Source organism: Nonomuraea sp. NPDC052116, from assembly GCF_040680035.1.
Classification (GTDB): Bacteria; Actinomycetota; Actinomycetes; order Streptosporangiales; family Streptosporangiaceae; genus Nonomuraea; species Nonomuraea angiospora_A.
In genome coordinates this window covers 370,417-391,610 of sequence record NZ_JBFAWA010000003.1, presented here as the reverse complement: position 1 = coordinate 391,610, position 21,194 = coordinate 370,417, and the positions used below count along the sequence as shown (strand labels likewise).

The 21,194-nt window shown below is 71.9% G+C and carries 19 protein-coding genes; 16 read left to right on the top strand and 3 right to left on the bottom strand.

The annotated features are described in order from the left end of the window. The first annotated feature begins 13 nt into the window (after positions 1 to 13). The 3 genes from AB0L65_RS07405 (at position 14) to thyX (ending at position 4,185) form a co-directional block, all read left to right on the top strand. A complete protein-coding gene (locus AB0L65_RS07405; protein WP_364241494.1) occupies positions 14 to 2,152 on the top strand; it encodes an anthranilate synthase component I in 2,139 nt (712 codons plus the stop codon). Positions 2,153 to 2,202: 50 nt separating this feature from the next. Continuing rightward, a complete protein-coding gene (locus tag AB0L65_RS07400) occupies positions 2,203 to 3,363 on the top strand; it encodes an amidohydrolase family protein (protein WP_364241492.1) in 1,161 nt (386 codons plus the stop codon). An 87-nt stretch (positions 3,364 to 3,450) separates the two neighbouring features. Then, positions 3,451 to 4,185, top strand: coding sequence for an FAD-dependent thymidylate synthase (gene thyX, locus AB0L65_RS07395; protein ID WP_350734682.1), 735 nt, complete (start codon positions 3,451 to 3,453; stop codon positions 4,183 to 4,185). A gap of 7 nt (positions 4,186 to 4,192) precedes the next feature. Here the strand turns inward: thyX and AB0L65_RS07390 are convergent, their stop codons facing one another. Continuing rightward, entirely contained in the window at positions 4,193 to 4,489 is a 297-nt protein-coding gene (locus AB0L65_RS07390; protein ID WP_364241488.1) for a hypothetical protein, read from the bottom strand. Positions 4,490 to 4,795: 306 nt separating this feature from the next. Here AB0L65_RS07390 and AB0L65_RS07385 point away from each other — a divergent pair, with 306 nt between their 5' ends. Both AB0L65_RS07385 and AB0L65_RS07380 read left to right on the top strand, forming a co-directional pair. Continuing rightward, positions 4,796 to 5,914 (top strand): globin domain-containing protein, encoded by a 1,119-nt coding sequence (locus tag AB0L65_RS07385; RefSeq protein ID WP_364241485.1) that lies wholly within the window; start codon positions 4,796 to 4,798, stop codon positions 5,912 to 5,914. A 66-nt stretch (positions 5,915 to 5,980) separates the two neighbouring features. Next, a complete protein-coding gene (locus AB0L65_RS07380; RefSeq protein WP_364241482.1) occupies positions 5,981 to 7,459 on the top strand; it encodes a sialidase family protein in 1,479 nt (492 codons plus the stop codon). Positions 7,460 to 7,540: 81 nt separating this feature from the next. On the opposite strand, the gene AB0L65_RS07375 is transcribed toward AB0L65_RS07380, so the two are convergent. Then, entirely contained in the window at positions 7,541 to 8,347 is an 807-nt protein-coding gene (locus AB0L65_RS07375) for a helix-turn-helix transcriptional regulator (RefSeq protein ID WP_364241479.1), read from the bottom strand. A gap of 139 nt (positions 8,348 to 8,486) precedes the next feature. Between AB0L65_RS07375 and AB0L65_RS07370 the strand changes: the two genes are divergently transcribed. The 5 genes from AB0L65_RS07370 to AB0L65_RS07350 all read left to right on the top strand — a co-directional run bounded on the left by AB0L65_RS07370 (position 8,487) and on the right by AB0L65_RS07350 (position 13,125). After that, positions 8,487 to 9,566, top strand: a complete 1,080-nt coding sequence (locus AB0L65_RS07370; RefSeq protein ID WP_364241476.1) for an exo-alpha-sialidase — start codon at positions 8,487 to 8,489, stop codon at positions 9,564 to 9,566. A 3-nt stretch (positions 9,567 to 9,569) separates the two neighbouring features. Then, positions 9,570 to 9,869, top strand: coding sequence for a molybdopterin synthase sulfur carrier subunit (locus AB0L65_RS07365; protein ID WP_192783282.1), 300 nt, complete (start codon positions 9,570 to 9,572; stop codon positions 9,867 to 9,869). A gap of 866 nt (positions 9,870 to 10,735) precedes the next feature. Continuing rightward, positions 10,736 to 11,422: a gamma-glutamyl-gamma-aminobutyrate hydrolase family protein gene (locus AB0L65_RS07360; protein ID WP_363968746.1), complete on the top strand. Its 687-nt coding sequence runs from the start codon at positions 10,736 to 10,738 to the stop codon at positions 11,420 to 11,422. Between the two features lie 9 nt (positions 11,423 to 11,431). Then, on the top strand, positions 11,432 to 12,349 hold the full coding sequence (locus AB0L65_RS07355; protein ID WP_364241474.1) for an alpha/beta hydrolase fold domain-containing protein: 918 nt from the start codon (positions 11,432 to 11,434) through the stop codon (positions 12,347 to 12,349). Next, positions 12,343 to 13,125: an enoyl-CoA hydratase/isomerase family protein gene (locus AB0L65_RS07350; RefSeq protein ID WP_364241471.1), complete on the top strand. Its 783-nt coding sequence runs from the start codon at positions 12,343 to 12,345 to the stop codon at positions 13,123 to 13,125. The genes AB0L65_RS07355 and AB0L65_RS07350 overlap by 7 nt, the downstream gene beginning before the upstream one ends. A gap of 190 nt (positions 13,126 to 13,315) precedes the next feature. On the opposite strand, the gene AB0L65_RS07345 is transcribed toward AB0L65_RS07350, so the two are convergent. Continuing rightward, positions 13,316 to 13,906 carry a methyltransferase domain-containing protein gene (locus tag AB0L65_RS07345; RefSeq protein ID WP_364241469.1) on the bottom strand — a complete coding sequence of 197 codons (591 nt, stop codon included), beginning with the start codon at positions 13,904 to 13,906 and terminating at the stop codon, positions 13,316 to 13,318. Positions 13,907 to 14,034: 128 nt separating this feature from the next. Between AB0L65_RS07345 and AB0L65_RS07340 the strand changes: the two genes are divergently transcribed. The 6 genes from AB0L65_RS07340 to AB0L65_RS07315 all read left to right on the top strand — a co-directional run bounded on the left by AB0L65_RS07340 (position 14,035) and on the right by AB0L65_RS07315 (position 21,017). Continuing rightward, a complete protein-coding gene (locus AB0L65_RS07340) occupies positions 14,035 to 15,627 on the top strand; it encodes a histidine kinase (protein WP_364241466.1) in 1,593 nt (530 codons plus the stop codon). Continuing rightward, positions 15,624 to 16,298 (top strand): response regulator transcription factor, encoded by a 675-nt coding sequence (locus AB0L65_RS07335; RefSeq protein WP_364241463.1) that lies wholly within the window; start codon positions 15,624 to 15,626, stop codon positions 16,296 to 16,298. Before AB0L65_RS07340 ends, AB0L65_RS07335 begins: the two co-directional genes overlap by 4 nt. A gap of 116 nt (positions 16,299 to 16,414) precedes the next feature. Next, positions 16,415 to 17,011, top strand: a complete 597-nt coding sequence (locus AB0L65_RS07330; protein WP_357741735.1) for a phosphoribosylanthranilate isomerase — start codon at positions 16,415 to 16,417, stop codon at positions 17,009 to 17,011. Continuing rightward, positions 17,001 to 17,825, top strand: a complete 825-nt coding sequence (locus AB0L65_RS07325; protein ID WP_364241460.1) for a GNAT family N-acetyltransferase — start codon at positions 17,001 to 17,003, stop codon at positions 17,823 to 17,825. The genes AB0L65_RS07330 and AB0L65_RS07325 overlap by 11 nt, the downstream gene beginning before the upstream one ends. A gap of 101 nt (positions 17,826 to 17,926) precedes the next feature. Then, the gene (locus tag AB0L65_RS07320; RefSeq protein WP_364241458.1) at positions 17,927 to 18,508 is read left to right on the top strand and encodes a CDP-alcohol phosphatidyltransferase family protein; all 582 of its coding nucleotides are present in this window, start codon (positions 17,927 to 17,929) and stop codon (positions 18,506 to 18,508) included. Positions 18,509 to 18,512: 4 nt separating this feature from the next. Beyond that, positions 18,513 to 21,017 (top strand): mannose-1-phosphate guanyltransferase, encoded by a 2,505-nt coding sequence (locus AB0L65_RS07315; RefSeq protein ID WP_364241455.1) that lies wholly within the window; start codon positions 18,513 to 18,515, stop codon positions 21,015 to 21,017. Positions 21,018 to 21,194: the final 177 nt, after the last annotated feature.

Here is a 21,194-nt window from a genome sequence, read left to right as displayed (position 1 = left end):
AAAGGGGCAGGAAGTGGAGACGAGCGGATATACCACCGCCGGGGGCATCGGTGTCGAGCGCGAGGCGCGCGAGGTGGACGAGGCCGCACTCGAAGAGATCGTGACCTCGCTCGGGCACAGGCGCGGCGGCGCGTTCTCCTCGGGCATGGACTACCCGGGCCGTTACAGCCGATGGGCCTTCGGTTATGTCGACCCGTGCCTGGAGCTGGTCGCCAAGGGCCGCGTCATCTCGGCGACCGCGCTGAACGAGCGCGGCAGGGTCGTGCTGCCCGCCGTCGCCTCCTGCCTGCTGGCCGCCGGAAAGCCGGTCGCCGAGCCGACGCCGGACCGCGTCGAGGTGTACGTCCCCGAACCCGGTAATGATCCGGCGGACCTGCTGCCGGAGGAGATGCGCAGCCGCCGGCCCACGGTGTTCACCGCGATCCGCGAGGTCATCGCCGCCTTCAAGGGTGACGACCCGCACCTCGGCCTGTACGGCGCGTTCGGCTACGACCTGGCCTTCCAGTTCGAGCCCATCAGGCAGGAGCTCGTCCGCCCCGACGACCAGCGAGACCTCGTCCTCCACCTGCCCGACCGCATCATCGTGATCGACCGGCAGCGCGAGTCCAGCGTCGAGTTCCGCTACGAGTTCACCGTCGACGGCGCCACCACCCGCGGCCTGGAGCGCACCGGCGCCACCGCCGAGCCCGTCACCCCCGGCGAGCTGCCCGAGAACCCGGAGAGGGGCACGTACGCCAAGGTCGTGGCGGCCGCGAAGGAGAGGTTCAAGCGCGGCGACCTGTTCGAGGTCGTGCCCGGGCAGGTCTTCCACTCCGTCTGCGCCGACCCGTCGGCCTTCTACCGCGGCCTGCGGCAGAGCAACCCGGCGCCGTACGAGTTCATCATCAGCCTCGGCGAGGGTGAGCACCTGGTCGGCGCCTCGCCCGAGATGTACGTCCGGGTCAGCGGCGACCGCGTCGAGACCTGCCCCATCTCCGGCACCATCGCCCGCGGCAGCAACCCGGTCGAGGACGCCGAGGCCATCCGCACCCTCCTGTCCAGCGTCAAGGAGGAGTCGGAGCTGACCATGTGCACCGACGTCGACCGCAACGACAAGTCGCGCATCTGCGTGCCCGGCACGGTCAAGGTCATCGGCCGCCGCCAGATCGAGCTCTACTCCCGCCTGATCCACACGGTCGACCACATCGAGGGGCGGCTGCGGCCGGAGTTCGACGCGCTCGACGCGTTCCTCACCCACATGTGGGCCGTGACGGTCACCGGCGCGCCCAAGACGTGGGCCATGCAGTTCATCGAGGACCACGAGGCCACGACCCGCAGGTGGTACGGCGGCGCCATCGGCTTCATCGGCTTCGACGGCTCCATGAACACCGGCCTGACCCTGCGTACCGCCCAGATCAAGAACGGCGTGGCGACGGTCAGGGCCGGGGCGACGCTGCTGTTCGACTCCGACCCCGAAGCGGAGGAGCGCGAGACCGAGCTCAAGGCCAGCGCGCTGCTCGGCGCCCTGGCCGCGGTGAACCGGCCGGGCACCGTCCCGGTCCCCGAGCCCAGGCCGCAGCCGGGCCAGGGCATGAAGGTGCTGCTCGTCGACCACGAGGACTCCTTCGTCAACACGCTGGCCGACTACTTCCGCCAGGAAGGGGCCGACGTGGTGACGCTGCGCCACGGCTTCCCGGCCCACATGATCGACGAGATCGCGCCCGACCTGGTGGTGCTCTCGCCGGGGCCCGGCTGGCCGTCCGACTTCGGCATGTCGGCGCTGATCGACCAGATCTACGCCCGCGACCTGCCGGTCTTCGGCGTCTGTCTGGGCCTGCAGGCCATGGTCGAGCAGGCCGGGGGCACGCTGGAGCTGCTCGGCTACCCCGAGCACGGCAAGCGCGGCCAGGTCTCGCGGATCGCCGACAGCGCGCTGCTGGAGGGGCTGCCCGACGAGTTCACCGCGGCCCGCTACCACTCGCTGCACGCCAAGCAGCCCGGCGTCGTCGGCTTCGCCGCGACCGCGCTCACGCCCGACGGCAACGTCATGGCGATCGAGGACGTCGAGCGGCGGCGCTTCGCCGTGCAGTTCCACCCCGAGTCGATCCTCACGCAGGAGGGCGGCGCGGGCGCGAAGGTCATCGCGAACGTGCTGCGCCTGTCCCGCAGATAACTACGGTAAAACCGCCGCGGGAGCGTGCGGAGCTCCCCTAGAGTCTCCGCATGCTCCCCGTAGACCTGCCCGGCACGGTGCGTGACGCGCTGCTGGCCCCGCTCGTCGACCACCACTGTCACGGGGTGCGGCGGGACGACCTGAGCAGAGCCGAGTTCGAGCTGCTCATCAACGAGGGCGGCAGCCCGGCGCCGCCCGGCACCACCCACTTCGACGCGCCGCTCGGGGTGGCCGTGCGCCGCTGGTGCGCGCCCCTGCTCGATCTGGAGCCGCACGCCCCGCCGGCCGTCTACGTCTCGCGCCGGGAGGAGCTGGGCGCGGCCGAGGTCAACCGGCGGCTGCTGGCCGGGGCCGGGGTGGTGGCATTCCTGGTGGACACCGCGCCCGCCGACATCGGCCCGGGGGACGTCGATCTGCTGACCGCCACCGAGATGGGCCGCCACGGCGGGGCCGCCGCCGACGAGCTCGTACGGATCGAGCAGATCGAGCGGGACGTGGCCGAGGACGCGCCGCTGGCCGTGGACTACCTGGACGGCGTCGGCGAGGAGCTGACCGCCAGGGCCGCCCGGGCGGTCGGGCTGAAGACCGTCGTCGCGTCGCTGTACGGCCTCGACTTCGACCCGGCCAGGCCCACCAGGGGAGCGGTGATCGCGGCGGCCAACCGGCGGCTGGCGGACCCGAAGCAGCCGCTGACGGACGAGGTCCTGCTGCGCCACCTGCTCTGGAGCGCGGTCGACGTGGCCAGGGAACGGGGGCTGCCCGTGCAGTTCCACACCGGTTTCGGCGGCTCGGGGCCCGACCTGCACCGCACCGACCCGGGCCGGCTGGGAGCGTTCGCCAGGATGCTGCAGCCGGTCGGCGTGCCGCTCATCCTGCTGCACTGCTACCCGTTCCACCGCCAGGCCGCCTACCTCGCGGGCGTCCACCCGCACGTCTACGTGGACGTCGGCCTCGCGCTCCCGCACACCGCCGCCGCCTCGGCCAGGGTCGTGGACGAGCTGCTGGAGCTGGCGCCGTTCCACAAGCTGCTGTTCAGCTCCGGCTGCCACGGGGTGGCCGAGACCTGCTACCTGGGCGCGCTCTACTACCGGCAGGCGCTCGGCGCGGCGCTCGGGTCGCGGCTGGCGGCGGGGGAGTGGAGCGCCGCGGACGCCGCCCGGATCGCCCACATGATCGGCTCGGGGAACGCCCGCCGCGTCTACCGCCTGTGAGTCCCGGGGGGCCGACTCGCGCCGCGCGGCCCCGACCTGGTTTGCTGGGGGCCGTCACAACACCCGACCTGAGCAGGGGGGCTCTTCGTGGGCACTGTCGAACCCGAGGCCGAGATCACGTTCCGCAGCGACGTGGACGTGGAGCTGGTCAAGGCCGCCGCGTCGGACGCCGACGTGCTGTGGGCCGCACGCGTCTCCACGAAGGGTGAGAGCTCTCTGGAGGAGATCGAGGCCGATCCCCAGCGTTCCAAGGGACTCATCAACTACCTGATGCGCGACCGGCACGGCACGCCGTTCGAACACTCTTCCATGACCTTCTACGTCAGTGCGCCGATCTTCGTTTTCCGGGAATTCATGAGACACCGGACCTTTTCCTATAACGAGGAGTCCGGCAGGTACCGGAAGTTGACGCCGGTTTTCTATGTGCCCGGGCCCGAGCGGAAGCTGGTGCAGGAAGGAAAACCCGGCAAGTACGTGTTCCTGGACGGCACCGCCGAGCAGCACAAGCTGGTGACCGAGGCGACCCAGGAGAGCTACCGGCAGTCCTATCGGGCCTATCTGGAAATGCTCGAGGCCGGGGTGGCGCGCGAGGTGGCCCGTACGGTGCTCCCGGTGGGCCTCTACTCCTCGATGTACGCCACCTGCAACGCCCGCGCCCTGATGAACTTCCTGTCGCTGCGGGTCAAGCGCGAGGACTCCACGTTCCCGTCGTTCCCGCAGCGTGAGATCGAGATGGTCGCCGAGAAGATGGAGGCCTTGTGGGCGGAGCTCATGCCTCTGACCCACGCGGCGTTCGAGGCCAACGGGCGGGTCTGCCCCTGACCTCGCCTCAGGGCAGGCGGGACGTGGTCTCGCTGATCATCTGAGTGAGGATCGACGCGGTCGCGGGGTGGGTGTCGAGGAGCTCGTCCAGGCGGGCCCGCCACGCGCCCGCCTCCGCGTAGATCGCGTCCACCTCCGCCGCCGCCTGCAGCCGCAGCCGCGTCTCGCACAGTTCCAACTGGTACATGAGCCCCAGGTAGTGGCCGACCGTGTCGCTGAGCCACCAGTAGGCGTCCGTGTTCGCGGCGGAGACGAAGGTCCGGGCGCCTTCCCAGGCCACGCGCCTGGGATGGAGGGCTGCCATGGCCGGATGGTACGCCCCTCGCGCTGGGACGGGAATGACTCCCAGCGCCGACTCCACCGGCAAATACGATTCTTTCTCGCATTTTCCGACCGAAATTCGTATGCGAGACATAACGAGGTAACTACAGATGGTTGGCTTCGCACCGTATTGAGGAGAAACGGTTGTGACGCGTCATCAGTGGTGTAAGACTCAATTTTGAGCGCATCGGTTGTACCGGGGAGGGGCCGCGCGCTCAAGACCCGGAGCCGTCAGGGAGGTGAACGACACGACCGGAACCCGATTCCGGTCCATAGGTGGGGTTGGTAAATGTCGTTGAATCCGCGCCTGGTAAAAGAGAGTTTCTCCGTCATCGAACCGGTGGCCGACAAGGCGACGGCCTACTTCTACGGCCGGCTGTTCGCCGAGAGCCCGCATCTGCGGGGCATGTTCCCGCCCGCCATGGACGTCCAGCGGGACCGCCTGTTCAGAGCGTTGACCCGCATCGTGTGGAGCCTGGACAGCCCGGGCAGCCTCGCGACGTACCTGGGCCAGCTGGGGAGGGACCACCGCAAGTACGGCGTGATCGCCGAGCACTACACCGCCGTCGGCAACGCCCTGCTCGCCACGATCCGCCGCTTCGCCGCCGAGATCTGGAACCACGAGATCGAGGCCGCCTGGGTCGCCGCCTACACGGCGGCCGCCAAGCTCATGATCGAGTCCGCCGCGTCCGACTCCGGGGTCTCGCCCGCCTGGTGGCCGGCCGAGGTGATCGACCATGAGCGGCGCCACCTCGACATCGCGGTCCTCACGCTGCGGCCGGCCGAGCGGCTGCCGTACACGCCGGGCCAGTACCTCAACGTGCAGACCCCGCGCTGGCCGCGCGTCTGGCGCACGTTCTCCATCGCGAACGCGCCGCGCGCCGACAACACGCTCAGGCTGCACGTCCGCTCGGTCCCCGGCGGCTGGGTGTCCAGCGCGCTCATCAGGCACACCCGCATCGGGGACACGCTCCTGCTGGGCCCGCCGATGGGCACGATGGGGCCGTGCGAGAGCAGCCTGCGCGACGTCTTGTGCGTGGCGGGCGGCACCGGCCTGGCCCCGCTGAAGGCGATCATCGAGCACATCATCGCCTCGGGCCGCCGGCCCAACATCCACCTGCTGTACGGCACGCGCACGGTCGAGGAGCTCTATGACCTGCCCGACCTGATCAGGATGGAGTCGTCGTTCCCCTGGCTGCGGGTGCTGCCCGTGGTGTCCGACCAGCCGGGGTACGGCGGGATGCGCGGCCACCTGCCCGAGGTCGTGCAGCGCTTCCACTCCTGGGCCGAGCACGACGTGTACGTGTGCGGCCCGCCCGGCATGGTCAACGAGACCGTACGCCGCCTCCAGATCGACGGCGTGCCACTGTCACGCATTCACCGGGACATCGTCCAGGCCGAACGCTGACAGATCTTGACACTTCGGGTCGAAAGGTGCGAGGTGGAGGATGACACGCCAACGTGGAGGTGGACTGTGCCATCCCCCGCCCGGCGCCGAGGAATCGGCGGGCTGCTGACCCTGGTGCTCCTCCTGACCCCGCTGCCCGCCCTGGCGTCGTCGGAGGCCGCCCCGCTGACGGAACTGGGGACCGGTGCCCAGGCGGGGGCCGACGCGTTCCAGGCGGGCACTCAGGCTGGGCCGGACACGTTCCAGGCGGGCACTCAGGCTGGGCCCGACACCTTCCAGGCGGGCACGACGATCGTGGCCGCCCAGCAGGTCGGCAGGTTCTTCGACGGCGGGGCGTCCGGCATCGCGTACGCGACCTCGGCCGACAACGGCGCCACCTGGACCAGGGGCGTGCTGCCGGGGATCACCACGTCCGGCGGCGGCGTGTACGGGCGGGCCAGCGACCCGTCGGTGGCCTACGACGCCCGGCACGGCGTCTGGCTGATCTCCTCGCTGGCGCTCACCGACCAGGACGGGGTCACCGGGGCGGCGGTGCTCGCCAGCCGCTCCGCCGACGGCGGCCTGACCTGGGGCGATCCCGTCACGACCGCCGTCGCGGGCGGGGGCGACCTGGACAAGAGCTGGGTCGTCTGCGACAACGGCGTCCGCAGCCCGTACTACGGCCGCTGCTACGCGGTCTACGACGACGTCGCCGCGGGCAACGCGATCAAGGTGGCCCGCTCCTCCGACGGCGGCCTGACCTGGGCCGAGACCGGCACGTCCGCGACCGGGCTGGGCGGGCAGCCGGTCGTGCGGCCGGACGGCGCCCTCGTCGTGCCGTACCTGAGCGACGAGGGCCGGATCCGCTCCCTGCGCTCCCGCGACGGCGGCGAGAGCTGGGGCCGCAGCGTCCTCGTCGCCACCGTGCAGCGGCACAAGGTCGCGGGCGGGTTGCGGGCCGCGCCCCTGCCCTCGGCCGAGGTGGACGCCGCCGGCACCGTGTACGTCGCCTGGTCCGACTGCCGCTTCCAGCTCAGCTGCGGCGGCAACGACATCGTCATGAGCACCTCGGCCACCGGCGCGGAGTGGAGCCACATCCTGCGCGTCACGGACGACGGCGGCGACCACTTCATCCCCGGCCTCGGCGTCGACCCCGCCGGCGCGGGCGAGACGGCAAGGCTGGCGCTCGCCTACTACCGCTACCCGTCCGCCGCCTGCACGGCCGCCACCTGCCGCCTCACGGTCGGCTACACCTCCTCCGCCAACGGCGGCGCGAGCTGGTCGGCCCCCGTCGAGCTGCACGGGCCGATGGAGCTCGGCTGGCTCGCCGACTCCGCGCACGGCCGCATGGCGGGGGACTACATCTCCACCTCGGTCGTCCCCGGCGGCAACGCCCACGTGGCCTTCACCGCCGCGGCGGCGTCGGCGGGCGGGGCGTTCGACATGCGTACGTACACCGTCACGGGCGGGCTGCCGATCATCGGCGGAGGCCGCCCCACGCTCGCCATCGAGGCGCCGATCGCCGCCGGCGAGGACCTGCCCGGCCCGCCCGCCTCCGCCCGCTGAGACGCCCAGTCGGCCCGCCTCCGCCCGCTGGAGCGCCTGGCCCGCCCGCCAACCCCGGAGGCGAGGAGGGGGCCCAGCCCGCTAACCCCGCAGGCCCTGGTGGAACGCGGCGGCGGTCTCCTCGTCGTTCGGCCAGAACGTCTCGATGGCCAGCTCGGAGACCGTCACGTCCACCGGCGTCCCGAACGTCGCGATCGTCGTGAACATCGACAGCACCCGGTCACCGGCCGCGATCCGCAGCGGCACCAGGATGTCGGCGGGGCCCGGCACGTGCGCCACGTTCAGGTCCACCCCCGGATACTCGTACGAGGCCAGCTCGTCGTACAGCGCGGCCAGCCGCGGGTCGCCCGACCCCTCGGCCTGCCTGCGCAGCTGGTAGAGCAGGTGCGCCCGGACCTCGGCCAGGTTCAGCAGCCGGCCGCCCATCGCGTCGGGGTGCAGCGAGAGCCGCATCACGTTGATCGGCTCCTTCAGCAGCTCGACGGGCACCCCGTCCATGAACATCGCGGCCGCCGAGTTGGCCGCCACCAGGTTCCAGGCCGCGTCCACCACGACCGCCGGGTACGGCTCGTGCCCGGCCAGGATCTTGTCCAGCGCCTGCCGTACGACCTCCATCTCCGGGGCGCGGACCTCGCGTTCCGGATAGACCGGAGCGAACCCGGCGGACATCAGCAGCCTGTTGCGCTGCCGCAGCGGCACATCCAGCTCCTCGGCCAGCTTCATCACCATCTCGCGGCTCGGCCGGGCGCGCCCGGTCTCCAGAAAGCTGATGTGGCGGGCCGAAACGTCGGCCTCGATGGCCAGGTCCAGCTGGCTCACCCGGCGCCGCTGCCGCCACGAACGCAACAACTCACCAAATGTCTCGTCTTTTACGGCTACTGCTCCCATGCCCGGCACAGTAGCCGCTGGAGGGAAGCGTCACGATTACCCGCCAGGTAATGCGGCTTCGCAGACGGAAAACTCCCAGTCCTCTGAGACTGTCGGCCCTGCGTGGCACGATGGCCGCAGACCAACAAGGGAGCACGCCATGAGTGACACACTGCTCGCGATCGGCACCCGCAAGGGCCTCTTCCTCGCCCGCTCCACCGGCGGCGGTCCGTTCGACGTCGAGCCGATCCAGTTCTCGACGGTCGGGGTGCACTCGGTGGCGATCGACACGAGAGGCCCCTCACCCCGGCTCCTGGCCGGGATCGAATACGGCCATTTCGGTCCGTCCGTCATGTATTCGGATGACCTCGGGAAGACGTGGAAGGAGGCGGAGCAGCCGCCCATCGCCTTCCCGGAGAAGACCGAGGCGACCCTGACCAGGGTGTGGCAGCTCGCGCCCTCGCCGTCCGAGCCGGGGGTGGTGTGGGCCGGGGTCGAGCCGGGCGCGCTGTTCCGCTCGGAGGACGGCGGCGTCACGTACCAGCTGGTCGAGGGGTTGTGGGAGCACCCGCACCGGGCGCAGTGGCAGCCGGGCGGCGGCGGCCTGTGCCTGCACACCATCGTCCCGCACCCGACCGACCCGCGGATCATGGGCGTCGCGATCTCCACCGGCGGCTTCTACCGCTCCTTCGACGGCGGGCTGTCGTGGGAGGCCGCCAACCGCAACATCCGGGCCGCGTTCCTGCCCGAGGGGGCGCAATATCCGGAGTTCGGGCAGTGCGTGCACAAGGTCGCCATGCATGCCTCCCGGCCCGAGCGGCTCTACCTCCAGCATCACTTCGGCGTCTACCGCAGCGACGACTTCGGCGGGGCCTGGCACGACATCGGCGCCGGCCTGCCGTCCGACTTCGGCTTCCCGATCGCGGTCCACCCGTCGCGGCCGGACACGGTCTTCGTGCTGCCCCTGACGGCCGACATCGACCGCACCCCGGTCGGCCACCGCTACCGCGTCTTCCGCAGCGACGACGCGGGCACGATCTGGCAGCCGTTCACCTCGGGCCTGCCCGAGGGCCCCGTACACGCGGCCGTGCTGCGTGACGCGATGACGGCCTCGGAGGCGGGGGTGTTCTTCGGCACGCGCGACGGCGAGGTCCACGGCTCGCGCGACGGCGGCGAGACCTGGTCGCCGGTCGTCCGCCACCTGCCCGACGTGCTCACCGTCCGGGCGGCGGTGCTCTAGCCGATGGTCACGATGGTCGTCTTCGTGCTCCCGGGCATGCTGCGGCGCTGGGTGAGCGGGCGCTCGGAGGTCAAGGTCTTCGCCGTGGCCGCCGACCGCGACTCGCCGCCCACCCTGGGAGCGGCCCTCGACATGCTCCGGCGTACGCATCCGCTGCTGGAGGAGCGGCTACGCGACGAGTACGGGCGGATCCGCCGGCACATCAACATGATCGTGTGCGGCGAGAACGCCCACGGCCTCGGCTACCTCGACTGCGCCCTCCCCCCGGGCGCCGAGATCTACGTAACCCCCACCCTCACCTAACCCACCACTCCACCCCCCAACCTCAACCCACCACCTCACCCCAACCCCAACCAAGGCCCGCCCCGGGCTCCCCCCAGGTCCGCCACCCCTGCACCTCAACACCGCACTCCTCACCGCACCCGCCCTGGCCCGACTCCCACCCCGGGCCACCCAAGTGCGCCACACCGGCACCGCAACATCCCATCCCCAACCGCACCCGCCCCCCGCACCCGCCCGGGCCTGACCCCACCGCAGGCCAACGCGCGCCGCCCCAGCCCTTCGCGCCCGCCCCCCGCACCCGCCCGCGCGCCCGCTCTGGCTCGACCCCGACCCCGGGCCACTCACGCGCAGTTCCGCCCCTGGGCGCCTCGCACCCGCCCGGGCCCGACCCGGCTCCAGGCCAACCTGCGCGCGCCGTCCTCGGCCCCTCAGCGCCCCGCCCGGACCCCACCCACGCGCGCTCCTCCGGCCCCTGGGCGTCCCGCCTCCCCGCGTCCTGGCCTGCCTCCTCCCGGGCCCCGCACCCGCAACCCAGCGTCCCGCCGCCGCCCCCTGCCGCTCCGCCCGGCCGAGGTGCCCCGCCCCGCACCCCAGCGCCTCGCACCCCCACCAGCCCTTGCGCGAGCACCGCCGGGACCGAAGGTGTGGGGTGGCTGGAGGCGAGGTGGGTGCTTGAGTGCGGACGGCCGAAGGCGGACCACGCCGCGCCCGCTCCGGCCCGTTGCGTCGTGCTGGTGGAGGGGGCGGGGCGTCGGGGTGGGGACAGAAGTGGTAGATCTTTGGGAGACCTGACATATCGGAAAGACCTTGCGCCATGATGGGGCGTGCGGCCGTCATCTTGACAGGCTGATGGCGGCACGGACTCCACCTTGCCCCCTGGAGATCGCATGTCCCGACCGCTCATCGGTATCACCGCCTACTTCGAAGCCGCCCGCTGGAGCGACTACGTACGCGAGGCCGTACTGTCGCCCCCCTCCTACGCCAGGGCGGTCGGGCGGGCCGGGGGCGCTCCCGTGATGCTCCCGCCGATCGGCACCCCCGCCATCGAGGACTACATCAGCGGCCTGCAGGGCATCGTCCTGGCCGACGGTGTGGAGCTCGGCGCGGGCAACTACGGCGGCGAGCCCGACGAGCGGGTGGCCGAGCCGCAGCAGCACCGCGACCGGTTCGAGCTGGCCCTGGCCAGGGCCGCCGTCCGCGCCGACCTGCCGATCCTGGCCATCGCCAGGGGCATGCACGTGCTCAACGTCGCCCAGGGCGGCACGCTGATCCCCTGGCTGCCCGAGGTGCTCGACAGCGACCGCCACGGCGAGCCGGGCGCGACCCACACGATCCAGGTCAGCGTCTCCAGCAAGCTCGGCAAGGCCGTGGGCGACCGGGTCGAGGTCAGCGCCCCCCACCACCAGTCCGTACGCCGCCTCGGCACCGGCCTGCTGGCCGTGGCCTGGGCCGAGGACCAGATCGTGGAGGGCATCGAGTTGCAGGGGCACAGGTTCGGCGTGGGTGTCCAATGGCATCCGGAGAGTGACGGAGATGCGCGGATCTTCGATGCGTTCATCGAGGCGGCCCGATAGGCTGCGATCATGCCGCTGCATCCTCAGGCGCGGGACTACCTCGCCCGTTACGTGCCGGACGCGGGCACCGACTACGACGCGTTCGGCCCGGAAGAGATCCGGGAGACGCGCGCGCAGCCCGACCGGGTGGCGATCCACCGCGGTCCGCTCACCAAGCTCCCCTTCGTCCGTGACGAGCAGGCCGAGGGCGTGCCCATCAGGATCTACCGCGCCGACCCCGGCGACGGCGCGCTGCCCGTCGCGGTCTTCTTCCACGGCGGCGGCTGGGTCTACGGCGGCGTCAAGCGGAGCGACCGGCTCTGCCGCGACCTGGCGATCCGCACGGGCGCGGTGGTGGTGTCCGTGGACTACCGGCTCGCCCCCGAGCACCCGTTCCCGGCGGCGGCCGACGACGCGTGGACCGTCGTGCGCGACCTGTTCACCCGGCCGGCCTTCTACCAGGGCAACGGCGGCGTCGCGGTCGTCGGCGAGGGCGCGGGCGGCAACCTGGCCGCCGTCGCCGCCTGGCAGGCCCGCGACGCCGGGCTGGGCCTCACGCACCAGGCGCTCGTCTGCCCGGTGCTCGACCTGGCCATGGACACGCCCAGCCACGCCGAATACGCCAAGGGCTACGCGCTCGGGGCCGCCGAGCTGGCCTGGTACACCAGGCAGTACGCCGGTGACGCCGACCTGGCCGGCCCGCGGCTGTCGCCGCTGCGGCTGCCCGACGTCGCCGGCCTGGCGCCCGCGACCGTGGTGACGGCCGAGTGCGACGTGCTGAGAGACGAGGGCGAGCACTACGCCCGGCGCCTGGCGGAGTCGGGCGTGCCGGCGGAGAGCCGCAGGTGGGACGGCGCCGTGCACGGCTTCTTCGGCCTGCCGGGCCTGTTCGACCAGGCGGTCGAGGCCCGCGAGTACGTCGCGGAGCGGCTGCGGGGGTCATGGTGACGTACGACAAGCTCAAGATCGACACCCCGGCCGACGGCGTCCTGCGGGTCACGATCAGCGAGCCGGGCCGGCTCAACGCCGTGGACGCGACCGCCCACCGCGAGCTGGGCGAGATCTGGCGCGACGCCGACCGGGACGACAGCGTCAGGGCCGTCGTCGTCAGGGGAGAGGGCGAGGCCTTCTCCGCGGGCGGCGACCTGTCCATGATCGAGGAGATGACCCGCGACCACGCGACCAGGCTGCGCGTGTTCGCCGAGGCCCGCGACATCGTCTACAACGTCCTCAACTGCTCCAAGCCGATCGTCTCGGCGATCCAGGGGCCGGCGGTCGGCGCGGGGCTCGCCGTGGCCCTGCTGGCCGACATCTCCGTCGCGGGCCGCACGGCGCGGATCATCGACGGGCACACCAGGCTCGGCGTCGCGGCCGGCGATCACGCGGCCATCGTGTGGCCGCTGCTGTGCGGCCTGGCCAAGGCGAAATACCACCTGCTGCTGTGCGAGCCCGTCACGGGCGAGCAGGCCGAGCGGATGGGGCTGGTCAGCCTGTGCGTGGACGACGACCAGGTGCACCACAAGGCCATGGAGATCGCGGTCAGGCTCGCCTCCGGCTCTCAGGAGGCGATCAGGCTGACCAAATACTCGCTCAACAACTGGCTGCGCCTGGCGGGGCCCTCGTTCGACGCCTCACTGGCCATGGAGTTCCTCGGTTTCACCGGCCCCGACGTGGTCGAAGGCGTGCGCGCGGTGCGGGAGAAGCGGCCGCCGTCGTTCGGCTGATCCGCGGGTGTGCTTCCCCCGCGCGCGGGTAGCGGGGGGTGGACGGGGACGGCCTGGTCGCCGCGCGGATGCCGAGGGCTTGTTCACCGAGGCCGAGAACGTTGCTCCGGGGACGAGGCAGAGACTCACCCCGGCCTGCGCGCACCACGGCCGCCTCCGCCGAAGCTTTGCCAGAGATTTACGGGCCCTCTTATGGGCGGGGCCGGCGCGCGTGGAAGACGAAGCCGGGCGGAGTGTTGCGCCACACCGTACGCCCCGGCACGACCTCCTCGAACCGCTCGGCCAGCAGCGCCCGGAACCGGCGCGCCGAGCTCAGCGGGATGGCGTGAATGTAGGAGAACGTCGTGAACGCCGCACCCGGGCTCATCACCGACGTCACGGCACTCAGCAGCGCATGCTGCAACTCCTGCGGGAACGCCGCCCACGGCAACCCGCTCACCACCACGTCCGCCTGCTGCAACCCGCGCTCGGCCAGCAACTCGCCCAGCCGCGCCGCATCGGCGTTCACCACGTCGACGGCCGGGAACCGGGCCGCCAGGAGCCGCGCCATGGGCTCGTTGACCTCCACGGCCAGGTGGTGACCACGCCCGCCCAGCCGCTGCTGGATCTCCGCCGTGAACGGGCCTGTGCCCGGGCCGAGCTCGACCACGGTCGGTTCGCCGCGCTCGGGGATCGGCGCGCAGACAGCCGAGGCCAGCCACCGCGAACTGGGCGCGACCGCCCCGATCGTGGTCGGCGCCCGGAAGAACTGGCCGAGAAAAAGTGCGGAGTCGTTGGGCATGCCCCGAACCTAAGGCAAGATCGCGGGTGGCCGCTCCGCCCTCCGGGCGGACCTCCGGCCACTTGGAGGAGACGGGGTCCTCCGCAAGGAGGACCCCCGCCGACAAGCTCCACGGATACCGTGAGTCCATGCGTTGGCGTGGTTTGCCGCTGGATGTCCTGCTCGCGGTCTCAGGTGTGGGCCTGGACCTGTTGACGACGGCGCATGCGGGCGACACCAGATACCTGCCCGCCGAGATGAACATCCCGATGGCGCTGCTGGTGGGCCTGCCCATGGGGCTCGTCCGGCGCCGGCCGGTGCCCGTCGCGCTCTACCTGGCCGGACTGCTGGTGGTGACCGACCAGCTCGGGTCGTTCACGTCCAACACGGCGCAGATCCTGGTCTGCGTGGCGCTCGGAGTCGTGGGGTACCGCTCCGGCTGGCGGGGTACCGCGCTCGCGGTGGCCGCCGCGATGGTCGCGACCGCGTTGAACATCGTCGACCCCGGCATCCCGGTCGTCATGAACACCTGGGTGTACTCGGTCTTCCTGGCGGTCTTCCCGGCCGTGCTCGGGGCGTACCTGCGCGGCTCGGCGGGGCCGCTGGAGGAGCGGGACGTCACCCCCGACGCGCTGCTGGCGGCGGGCGGGGTGGCGATCACCGTGCTCAGCACCTGGACCTCCTGGCACGCGGGCACCCAGCCCGTCTGGGTGGTCGGCCTGCTCGCCGTGGTCGGCGGCCTGTCGCTGGGCATCGCCCGGCGGCTGCCCGGGGTGGTGCTGCTGCTGCAGGGCGCGCTGCTCGTCTCCGCCGACACCTATCTGAACCAGGTCGTCAACACCTGCGTGATCCTCACGCTCATCGCGATCGGCGTGTTCGCGATGCGGGTGACCTCCTGGGCATGGACGATCATCGCCTACGCCGCCGGCTGCATGCTGACCGCGATCGCCGTCGTCGGCCAGGAGACCCAGACCACGCCGTTCCGCGTCGGGATCCTCATGACGCTGGTGGCCACGCCGATCGCCATCGGCCGCTACCTCGGCATGCGGCAGGCCGCGGCGGCCGCCGAGCGGCTGCGCGCCGAGGAGGCGGCCCGCGCGGCCGTCGCCCAGGTGCGCGCCGACCAGCTCGCCGAACGCGAGCGCATCGCCCGCGACGTGCACGACATCGTGGCCCACCACGTGGGCGCCATGGTCCTGCGGGCCAGCGCCGCCCGCTACACCGCCCCCGACGGCCCCGTCGCCGACGCGCTCACCGACATCCGCGAGACGGGACACCAGGTGCTGCAGGACCTGCGTGACCTGCTCGACCTGCTGCGCGACCCCGAACGCCAGCCCGACCTGCTGGCCAACCCCGCCGACGTGGTCCGCGAGTCCGCCGAACGCATGGCCGCCGCCGGGCTCGTCGTCGACCTCGAACTCGACCCCGCCACCGACCGGGCGCCCCTCATCGCCCGCGCCTCCGCCGCCCGCATCGTCCAGGAAGGACTCACGAACGTGCTCAAACACGCCGGCCCCGGCACCCAGGTCCGGGTCAGCGTCACCCCCTCGGCGGAGGGCCTGTCCGTACGGATCCGCAACGGCCGCCCGCCCACCGTCGTCGAACGCCTGCCCTCGTCCGGGCGTGGCCTGGCCGGCATGCGCGAACGCGTCCGCACCCTCGGCGGCACCCTCTCCGCCGGGCCCGACGGCGAGGGCGGCTGGCTCCTGGCCGCCAGCCTCCCGGCCAGGAGCGTCGCATGATCCGCGTGCTGGTGGCCGACGACCAGGCGCTCGTACGGGCGGGCGTGCGGATGCTGCTGCAGGCCACGGGTGACATGGAGGTCGTGGGGGAGGCCGTGGACGGGGCCGAGGCGGTCCGCCTGGCCGAGCGCCACCTGCCGGACGTGATCCTCATGGACCTGCGCATGCCCAGGGTCGACGGGCTGGAGGCGATCAAACGCGTGCTCGCCGCCCGGCCGGGCGCCCGGATCGTGGTGCTGACGACGTTCGCGGAGGACGCCAACGTGTACGCGGCGCTGCGAGCCGGCGCGGTCGGATTCCTGGTCAAGGACGACGAACCTGAGCGCATGGTGGACGCCGTGCGCCGGGCGGCGGCGGGGGAGCAGCTCCTGGCCCCGTCGGTGCTGCGCCGGGTCGTGGAGCGGTTCCTGGACGCCGAGGAGCAGGCCGCCGCGCCCCCGCCCGCCGGGCTGACCGAACGCGAGCTGGAGGTGCTCGCCCTGGTCGGCACCGGGCTGTCCAACGCGGAGATCGCGGAGGAGCTGCACGTGGGCGTGACGACGGTCAAGACCCACATCGCGGCGGCCATGGAGAAGCTGGGGCTGCGCAACCGCATCCAGGCCGCCGTCGTGGCCCACCGCACCGGCCTCGTGGACGCCTCCTTCCGCCCGGTACGCCCGCCCCGCCCCTGACCCCGCCCCTGACGCCGCCTCGCTCGTCCGCCGGACGGGGGACGGCCGCTCATCCTCCGGGTGGACCGGCGTGGGCATGGTCACCGGTGGCCCCCGCCGCCGCTAGGGTCGGGGGTGTGGTGTATGTGAAGATCTGCGGGTTGAGCGAGCCCGAGCATGTGACCACCGCCGTGGAGGCGGGCGCGGACGCGATCGGGTTCGTCATGACCCGGAGCCCGCGCAGGATCGCGCCCGAGCGGGCCGCGGAGCTGGCCGCGCTGGTGCCCGCCCATGTGCTGACCGTGGGGGTGTTCCGCGGCGAGGACCCTGACACGGTGCGCGCGGCGGCGCTGGCGTCCGGCGTACGGGCCATCCAGCTGCACGGCAAGCACCCGCACGGCGACTTCACCGCGCTCAAGGACCTCGGCCTCCGGCTGATCAGGGCCGTCGACGCGGAGGCCGACCTGCGCTGCGGGGCCTACGACGAGGACCTGCTCCTCGTGGACGCGCCGCACGCCGGGTCCGGGCAGGCGTGGGACTGGGCGGCCGTCCGCGGCCGCGCGTCGGGGCAGTGGCTGCTGGCCGGCGGGCTCGCCCCGTCGAACGTGGCGGAGGCGATCGCGGCGGCCGCCCCGTGGGGCGTCGACGTGTCCAGCGGGGTGGAGACCTCGCCCGGGGTGAAGGACTCGGCGCTCATCCGGGCGTTCCTCGAGACGGCGCGGCGTGCCGGCTGAGCCCGCCGCGGACCTGGACGCGGACCTGGACACCGGCGCCGCGGACCTGGCTCGCGCGGTGGGCTTCCAGCACGCCTTCGCGCGCCGCAGGACTCCGCGGGAGTTGACCGTCCCGGGCGGGTTCGCGGTGCTCGACGGGCGCTATCCCGGCTCCCACGACGACAACAAGCTCATCGTCGGCCCCGGGCCGGTCCCGGAGACGCCGGAGGAGGCCCGGGAGGCGGCGGAGCGGCTGCTGCGGGCGGCCGACGAGGTGCTCGCGGAGCGGGAGCACCGGCTGGTGTGCGTGGACGACGACCGGCTCGGTACGGCGCTCGCGCCCGCGTTCCTCGCCGCCGGCTACGAGCACGAGACCAACCTGATCATGGCCTTCCGCGGCGCGACCCCGCCCGGCTCCGCGGTGGCCGAGCGGCTCTCCCCGGCCGAGCTGCTGCCGGTGCTGCGGCGCGACTGGCGCCACACGCTGCCCCAGGCGCCGGACGAGGTGATCGACGGGCTCGCCCGGCGGGTGGAGGACCGGTTGCGCGGCGCCGACGCGGTGAGCTTCTGGGGGGTACGCGCCCCGGACGGGGAGATCGCCGCCAGGGCCGACCTGTACGAGCACGGCGGCGTGGCCCAGATCGAGAGCGTCTTCACCGGCGCGGATCATCGGGGCAAGGGGCACGCGCGCACCCTCATGACCGCGCTGCTCGCGCGGGCGGCGGAGGCCGAGCTGGTCTTCCTGGTGGCCGACGCGGCCGACTGGCCGAAGGACTTCTACGCCAAGCTCGGCTTCGAGGAGCTGGGCCGCACCCACGCCTTCCTCCGGACCTGACCCCACCGCCCGTGAGCCGTCCGGGGTGGGCGGGAAGGGTGGAAATGTGAGCGCCCCATGCGGGGCCGCTGTGTCAGAGTTCCACGCAGTAGGGTCTGCTCGTGAGCGAAACTTCCGCCGAGGACCGGATCTGGACGGTTCCCAACCTGCTGAGCTTCCTGCGACTCCTCGGCGTCCCCGTCTTCCTCTGGCTGGTTCTCGGGCCCAAAGCGGACGGATGGGCCATCGTGATCCTCGCGGTGGCCGGTTTCACGGACTGGCTCGACGGAAAGATCGCTCGCGCCTTCAACCAGACCAGCAGGCTCGGCCGGATCATCGACCCCGCCGCCGACAAGCTCTACGTCTTCGCCACCATCATCGGCCTGCTGCTACGCGACGTGATCCCGTGGTGGCTGGTCGTGGTCATCCTGGGGCGCGAACTCTTCGTCGCCTGTTTCATCCCCGTACTTCGCAAACATGGCTACAAGGCACTTCAGGTGCATTACCTGGGCAAGGCTGCCATGTTCAACCTCATGTACGCCTTCCCTCTCCTCTTCCTTGCCTCCCATACGGGGTGGTATGCCGATATAGCACGAATTGTCGGGTGGGCATTCGCGCTTTGGGGAACGGGCCTGTACTGGTGGGCAGGGGTGTTGTATGTGGTACAGGTGCTGCAACTCGTAACCTCGGCCAAAAAGGAGTGATCGGGTGAAGGCGGTCGTCATGGCAGGCGGAGAGGGAACTCGGCTGCGTCCCATGACCGCCAACCAGCCCAAGCCCCTGCTGCCCGTGGTCAACCGCCCGATCATGGAGCACGTGCTGCGCCTGCTGAAGCGCCACGGCATCACCGAGACGGTGGTCACGCTCCAGTTCCTGGCGGCGCTCGTCCGCAACTACTTCGGCGACGGCGACGAGCTCGGCATGAGCCTCCAGTACGCCACCGAGGACGTGCCCCTCGGCACGGCGGGCAGCGTCAAGAACGCCGAGGACCGGCTCCGCGACGACCGTTTCCTTGTGATCTCCGGCGACGCCCTGACAGATATCGATTTAACCGACATGATCCGGTTTCATCGTGAAAATTCGGCACTTGTGACAATCGGCCTCAAGCGCGTCCCGAACCCCCTCGAATTCGGGATCATCATCGTGGACGACGGGGGACGCGTTCAGCGCTTTCTCGAGAAGCCCACCTGGGGCCAGGTCTTCTCCGACACCGTCAACACCGGCATCTACATCATGGAGCCCGAGGTCCTCGCCGCCGTCGCCGCGGGCGAGCCCGTCGACTGGTCCTCGGACGTCTTCCCCGCCCTCCTCGACCAGGGCGCCGCCATCTACGGCTACGTGGCCGACGGCTACTGGGAGGACGTCGGCACCCACGACAGCTACCTCAAGGCCCAGGCCGACGCCCTGTCGGGCCGGGTCAACCTGGAGATCGGCGGTTTCGAGCTCTCGCCGGGCGTCTGGGTCGCCGACTCGGCCTCGGTCGATCCCGACGCCGTGCTCAAGGGCCCGCTGCTCATCGGCGACTACGCCAAGGTCGAGGCGGGCGCCGAGCTGCGCGAGTACACCGTGCTCGGCAACAACGCCGTCGTCCGCGAGGGCGCCTTCCTGCACCGCGCGGTCGTCCACGACAACGTCTACCTCGGCCCCGGCGCCCACCTGCGCGGCTGCGTCATCGGCAAGAGCACCGACATCATGGCCGGCGCCCGCATCGAGGAGAACGCCGTCATCGGCGACGAGTGCGTCATCGAGCCCGAGGCGTACGTCTCCAGCGGCGTCAAGGTCTACCCGTTCAAGACCATCGAGGCCGGCGCGGTCGTCAACACCAGCGTCATCTGGGAGTCGCGCGGCCAGCGCAACCTGTTCGGCCCGAGGGGCGTCAGCGGCCTGGTCAACGTCGAGATCACCGCCGAGCTGTGCGTCCGGCTGGCCAGCGCGTACGCCACCACCCTCAAGAAGGGCGAGTACGTCGTCACCTCCCGCGACTGCTCCCTGGCCGCCAGGGCGCTCAAGCGGGCCGTCATCGGCGCGCTCACCGCGGGCGCGATCAACGTCCTGGACCTGGAGGCCGCCCCGCTGCCGGTCACGCGCTTCCACACGGCCCGCGAGTCGGCCGCGGGCGGCATCACCCTGCGCACCACGCCGGGCGACCCGCAGAGCGTGGACATCGTGATCATGGACGGTCGCGGCGCCGACCTGCCCCCGGCCGCGCAGCGCAAGCTGGAGCGGGTCTTCTCCCGGCAGGAGTTCCGGCGCGCGTTCCCGGGAGAGATCGCCGAGCTCACGTATCCGGCCAGGGCCGTCGAGGACTACACCCACGAGCTCCTGCGCCACGTGGACGTGGGCGACGTCAGGGACATGAAGGTCGTCGTGGACTGCGCGGGGGGCACCTCCTCGCTGGTGCTGCCCACGCTGCTCGGCCGCGTCGGGGTCGAGGTGCTCACCGTCAACGCCCGCCTCGACGACGTCTCGCCCACCGAGACGCTCGCCGAGCGCCGCCGCGACCTGCAGCGCCTGTCGGAGCTGGTCAGCTCGTCGCGGGCGGCTTTCGGGGTCCGCTTCGACCCGGTCGGCGAGCGCATCGCCCTCGTGGACGAGATGGGCCAGCTCATCAACGACGAACGCTCCCTGCTCGTCGTGCTCGACCTCGTCGCCGCCGAGCGCAGGGGCGGCCAGGTGGCCCTGCCGGTCACCACGACCAGGGTCGCCGAGCAGGTCTGCCGCTTCCACGGCGTACAGGTGCAGTGGACCTCCACCGCGCTCGACGCCCTCACCTCGGCCGCCGCCGGCCCCGACATGATCTTCGCGGCGGACGGGCGCGGCGGCTTCGTGGTGCCGGAGTTCAGCCCGGCCATCGACGGGCTGGCCTCGTTCATGCGCCTGCTCGGGCTGGTGGCCCGCACCCGCCTGTCGCTCAGTCAGATCGACGCCAGGATCCCCGAGGTCAAGATGCTCAAGCGCACGATCCCCACGCCGTGGGCGGCCAAGGGGGCCGTCATGCGCTCGGTCATCGAGGCGGCGGAGGCCGAGCACGAGGGCCGGCGCATCGACACCACCGACGGCGTGCGGGTGGCCCACGACGACGGGAGCTGGGTGCTCGTGCTGCCGGCGGCCACCGAGCCCGTGACCGATCTGTGGGCCGAGGCGGGCGACATGGACAGCGCCCAGGCCCTGCTCGAACGGTGGGCCCGCATCGTGGAGCAGGCCGCCATGTGAACAATCGTCGCGGAGGGTGAGGAAAAAAGCCATTAGGGTTGACGTGCCCAGACAGTGCCGCAAGATCGTAATGTAGAAACGCGCGGCGGCATGGACCACGGGGCGGAAGCGGCGGTAACTTTGTCTGCGTCCAAACCACAGTCCAGTGCCCCGCCTTGACCTTTGCCGCTGATCAGC

Coding starts and splice junctions, on each gene's coding strand:
- AB0L65_RS07390 (WP_364241488.1), bottom strand. CDS start 4,489: ATGGCAGCCCTCCATCCCAGGCGCGTGGCCTGGGAAGGCGCCCGGACC.
- AB0L65_RS07350 (WP_364241471.1), top strand. CDS start 12,343: ATGGTGACGTACGACAAGCTCAAGATCGACACCCCGGCCGACGGCGTC.
- AB0L65_RS07375 (WP_364241479.1), bottom strand. CDS start 8,347: ATGGGAGCAGTAGCCGTAAAAGACGAGACATTTGGTGAGTTGTTGCGT.
- AB0L65_RS07355 (WP_364241474.1), top strand. CDS start 11,432: ATGCCGCTGCATCCTCAGGCGCGGGACTACCTCGCCCGTTACGTGCCG.
- AB0L65_RS07370 (WP_364241476.1), top strand. CDS start 8,487: ATGAGTGACACACTGCTCGCGATCGGCACCCGCAAGGGCCTCTTCCTC.
- AB0L65_RS07360 (WP_363968746.1), top strand. CDS start 10,736: ATGTCCCGACCGCTCATCGGTATCACCGCCTACTTCGAAGCCGCCCGC.
- AB0L65_RS07340 (WP_364241466.1), top strand. CDS start 14,035: ATGCGTTGGCGTGGTTTGCCGCTGGATGTCCTGCTCGCGGTCTCAGGT.
- AB0L65_RS07365 (WP_192783282.1), top strand. CDS start 9,570: ATGGTCACGATGGTCGTCTTCGTGCTCCCGGGCATGCTGCGGCGCTGG.
- AB0L65_RS07400 (WP_364241492.1), top strand. CDS start 2,203: ATGCTCCCCGTAGACCTGCCCGGCACGGTGCGTGACGCGCTGCTGGCC.
- AB0L65_RS07385 (WP_364241485.1), top strand. CDS start 4,796: ATGTCGTTGAATCCGCGCCTGGTAAAAGAGAGTTTCTCCGTCATCGAA.
- AB0L65_RS07345 (WP_364241469.1), bottom strand. CDS start 13,906: ATGCCCAACGACTCCGCACTTTTTCTCGGCCAGTTCTTCCGGGCGCCG.
- AB0L65_RS07335 (WP_364241463.1), top strand. CDS start 15,624: ATGATCCGCGTGCTGGTGGCCGACGACCAGGCGCTCGTACGGGCGGGC.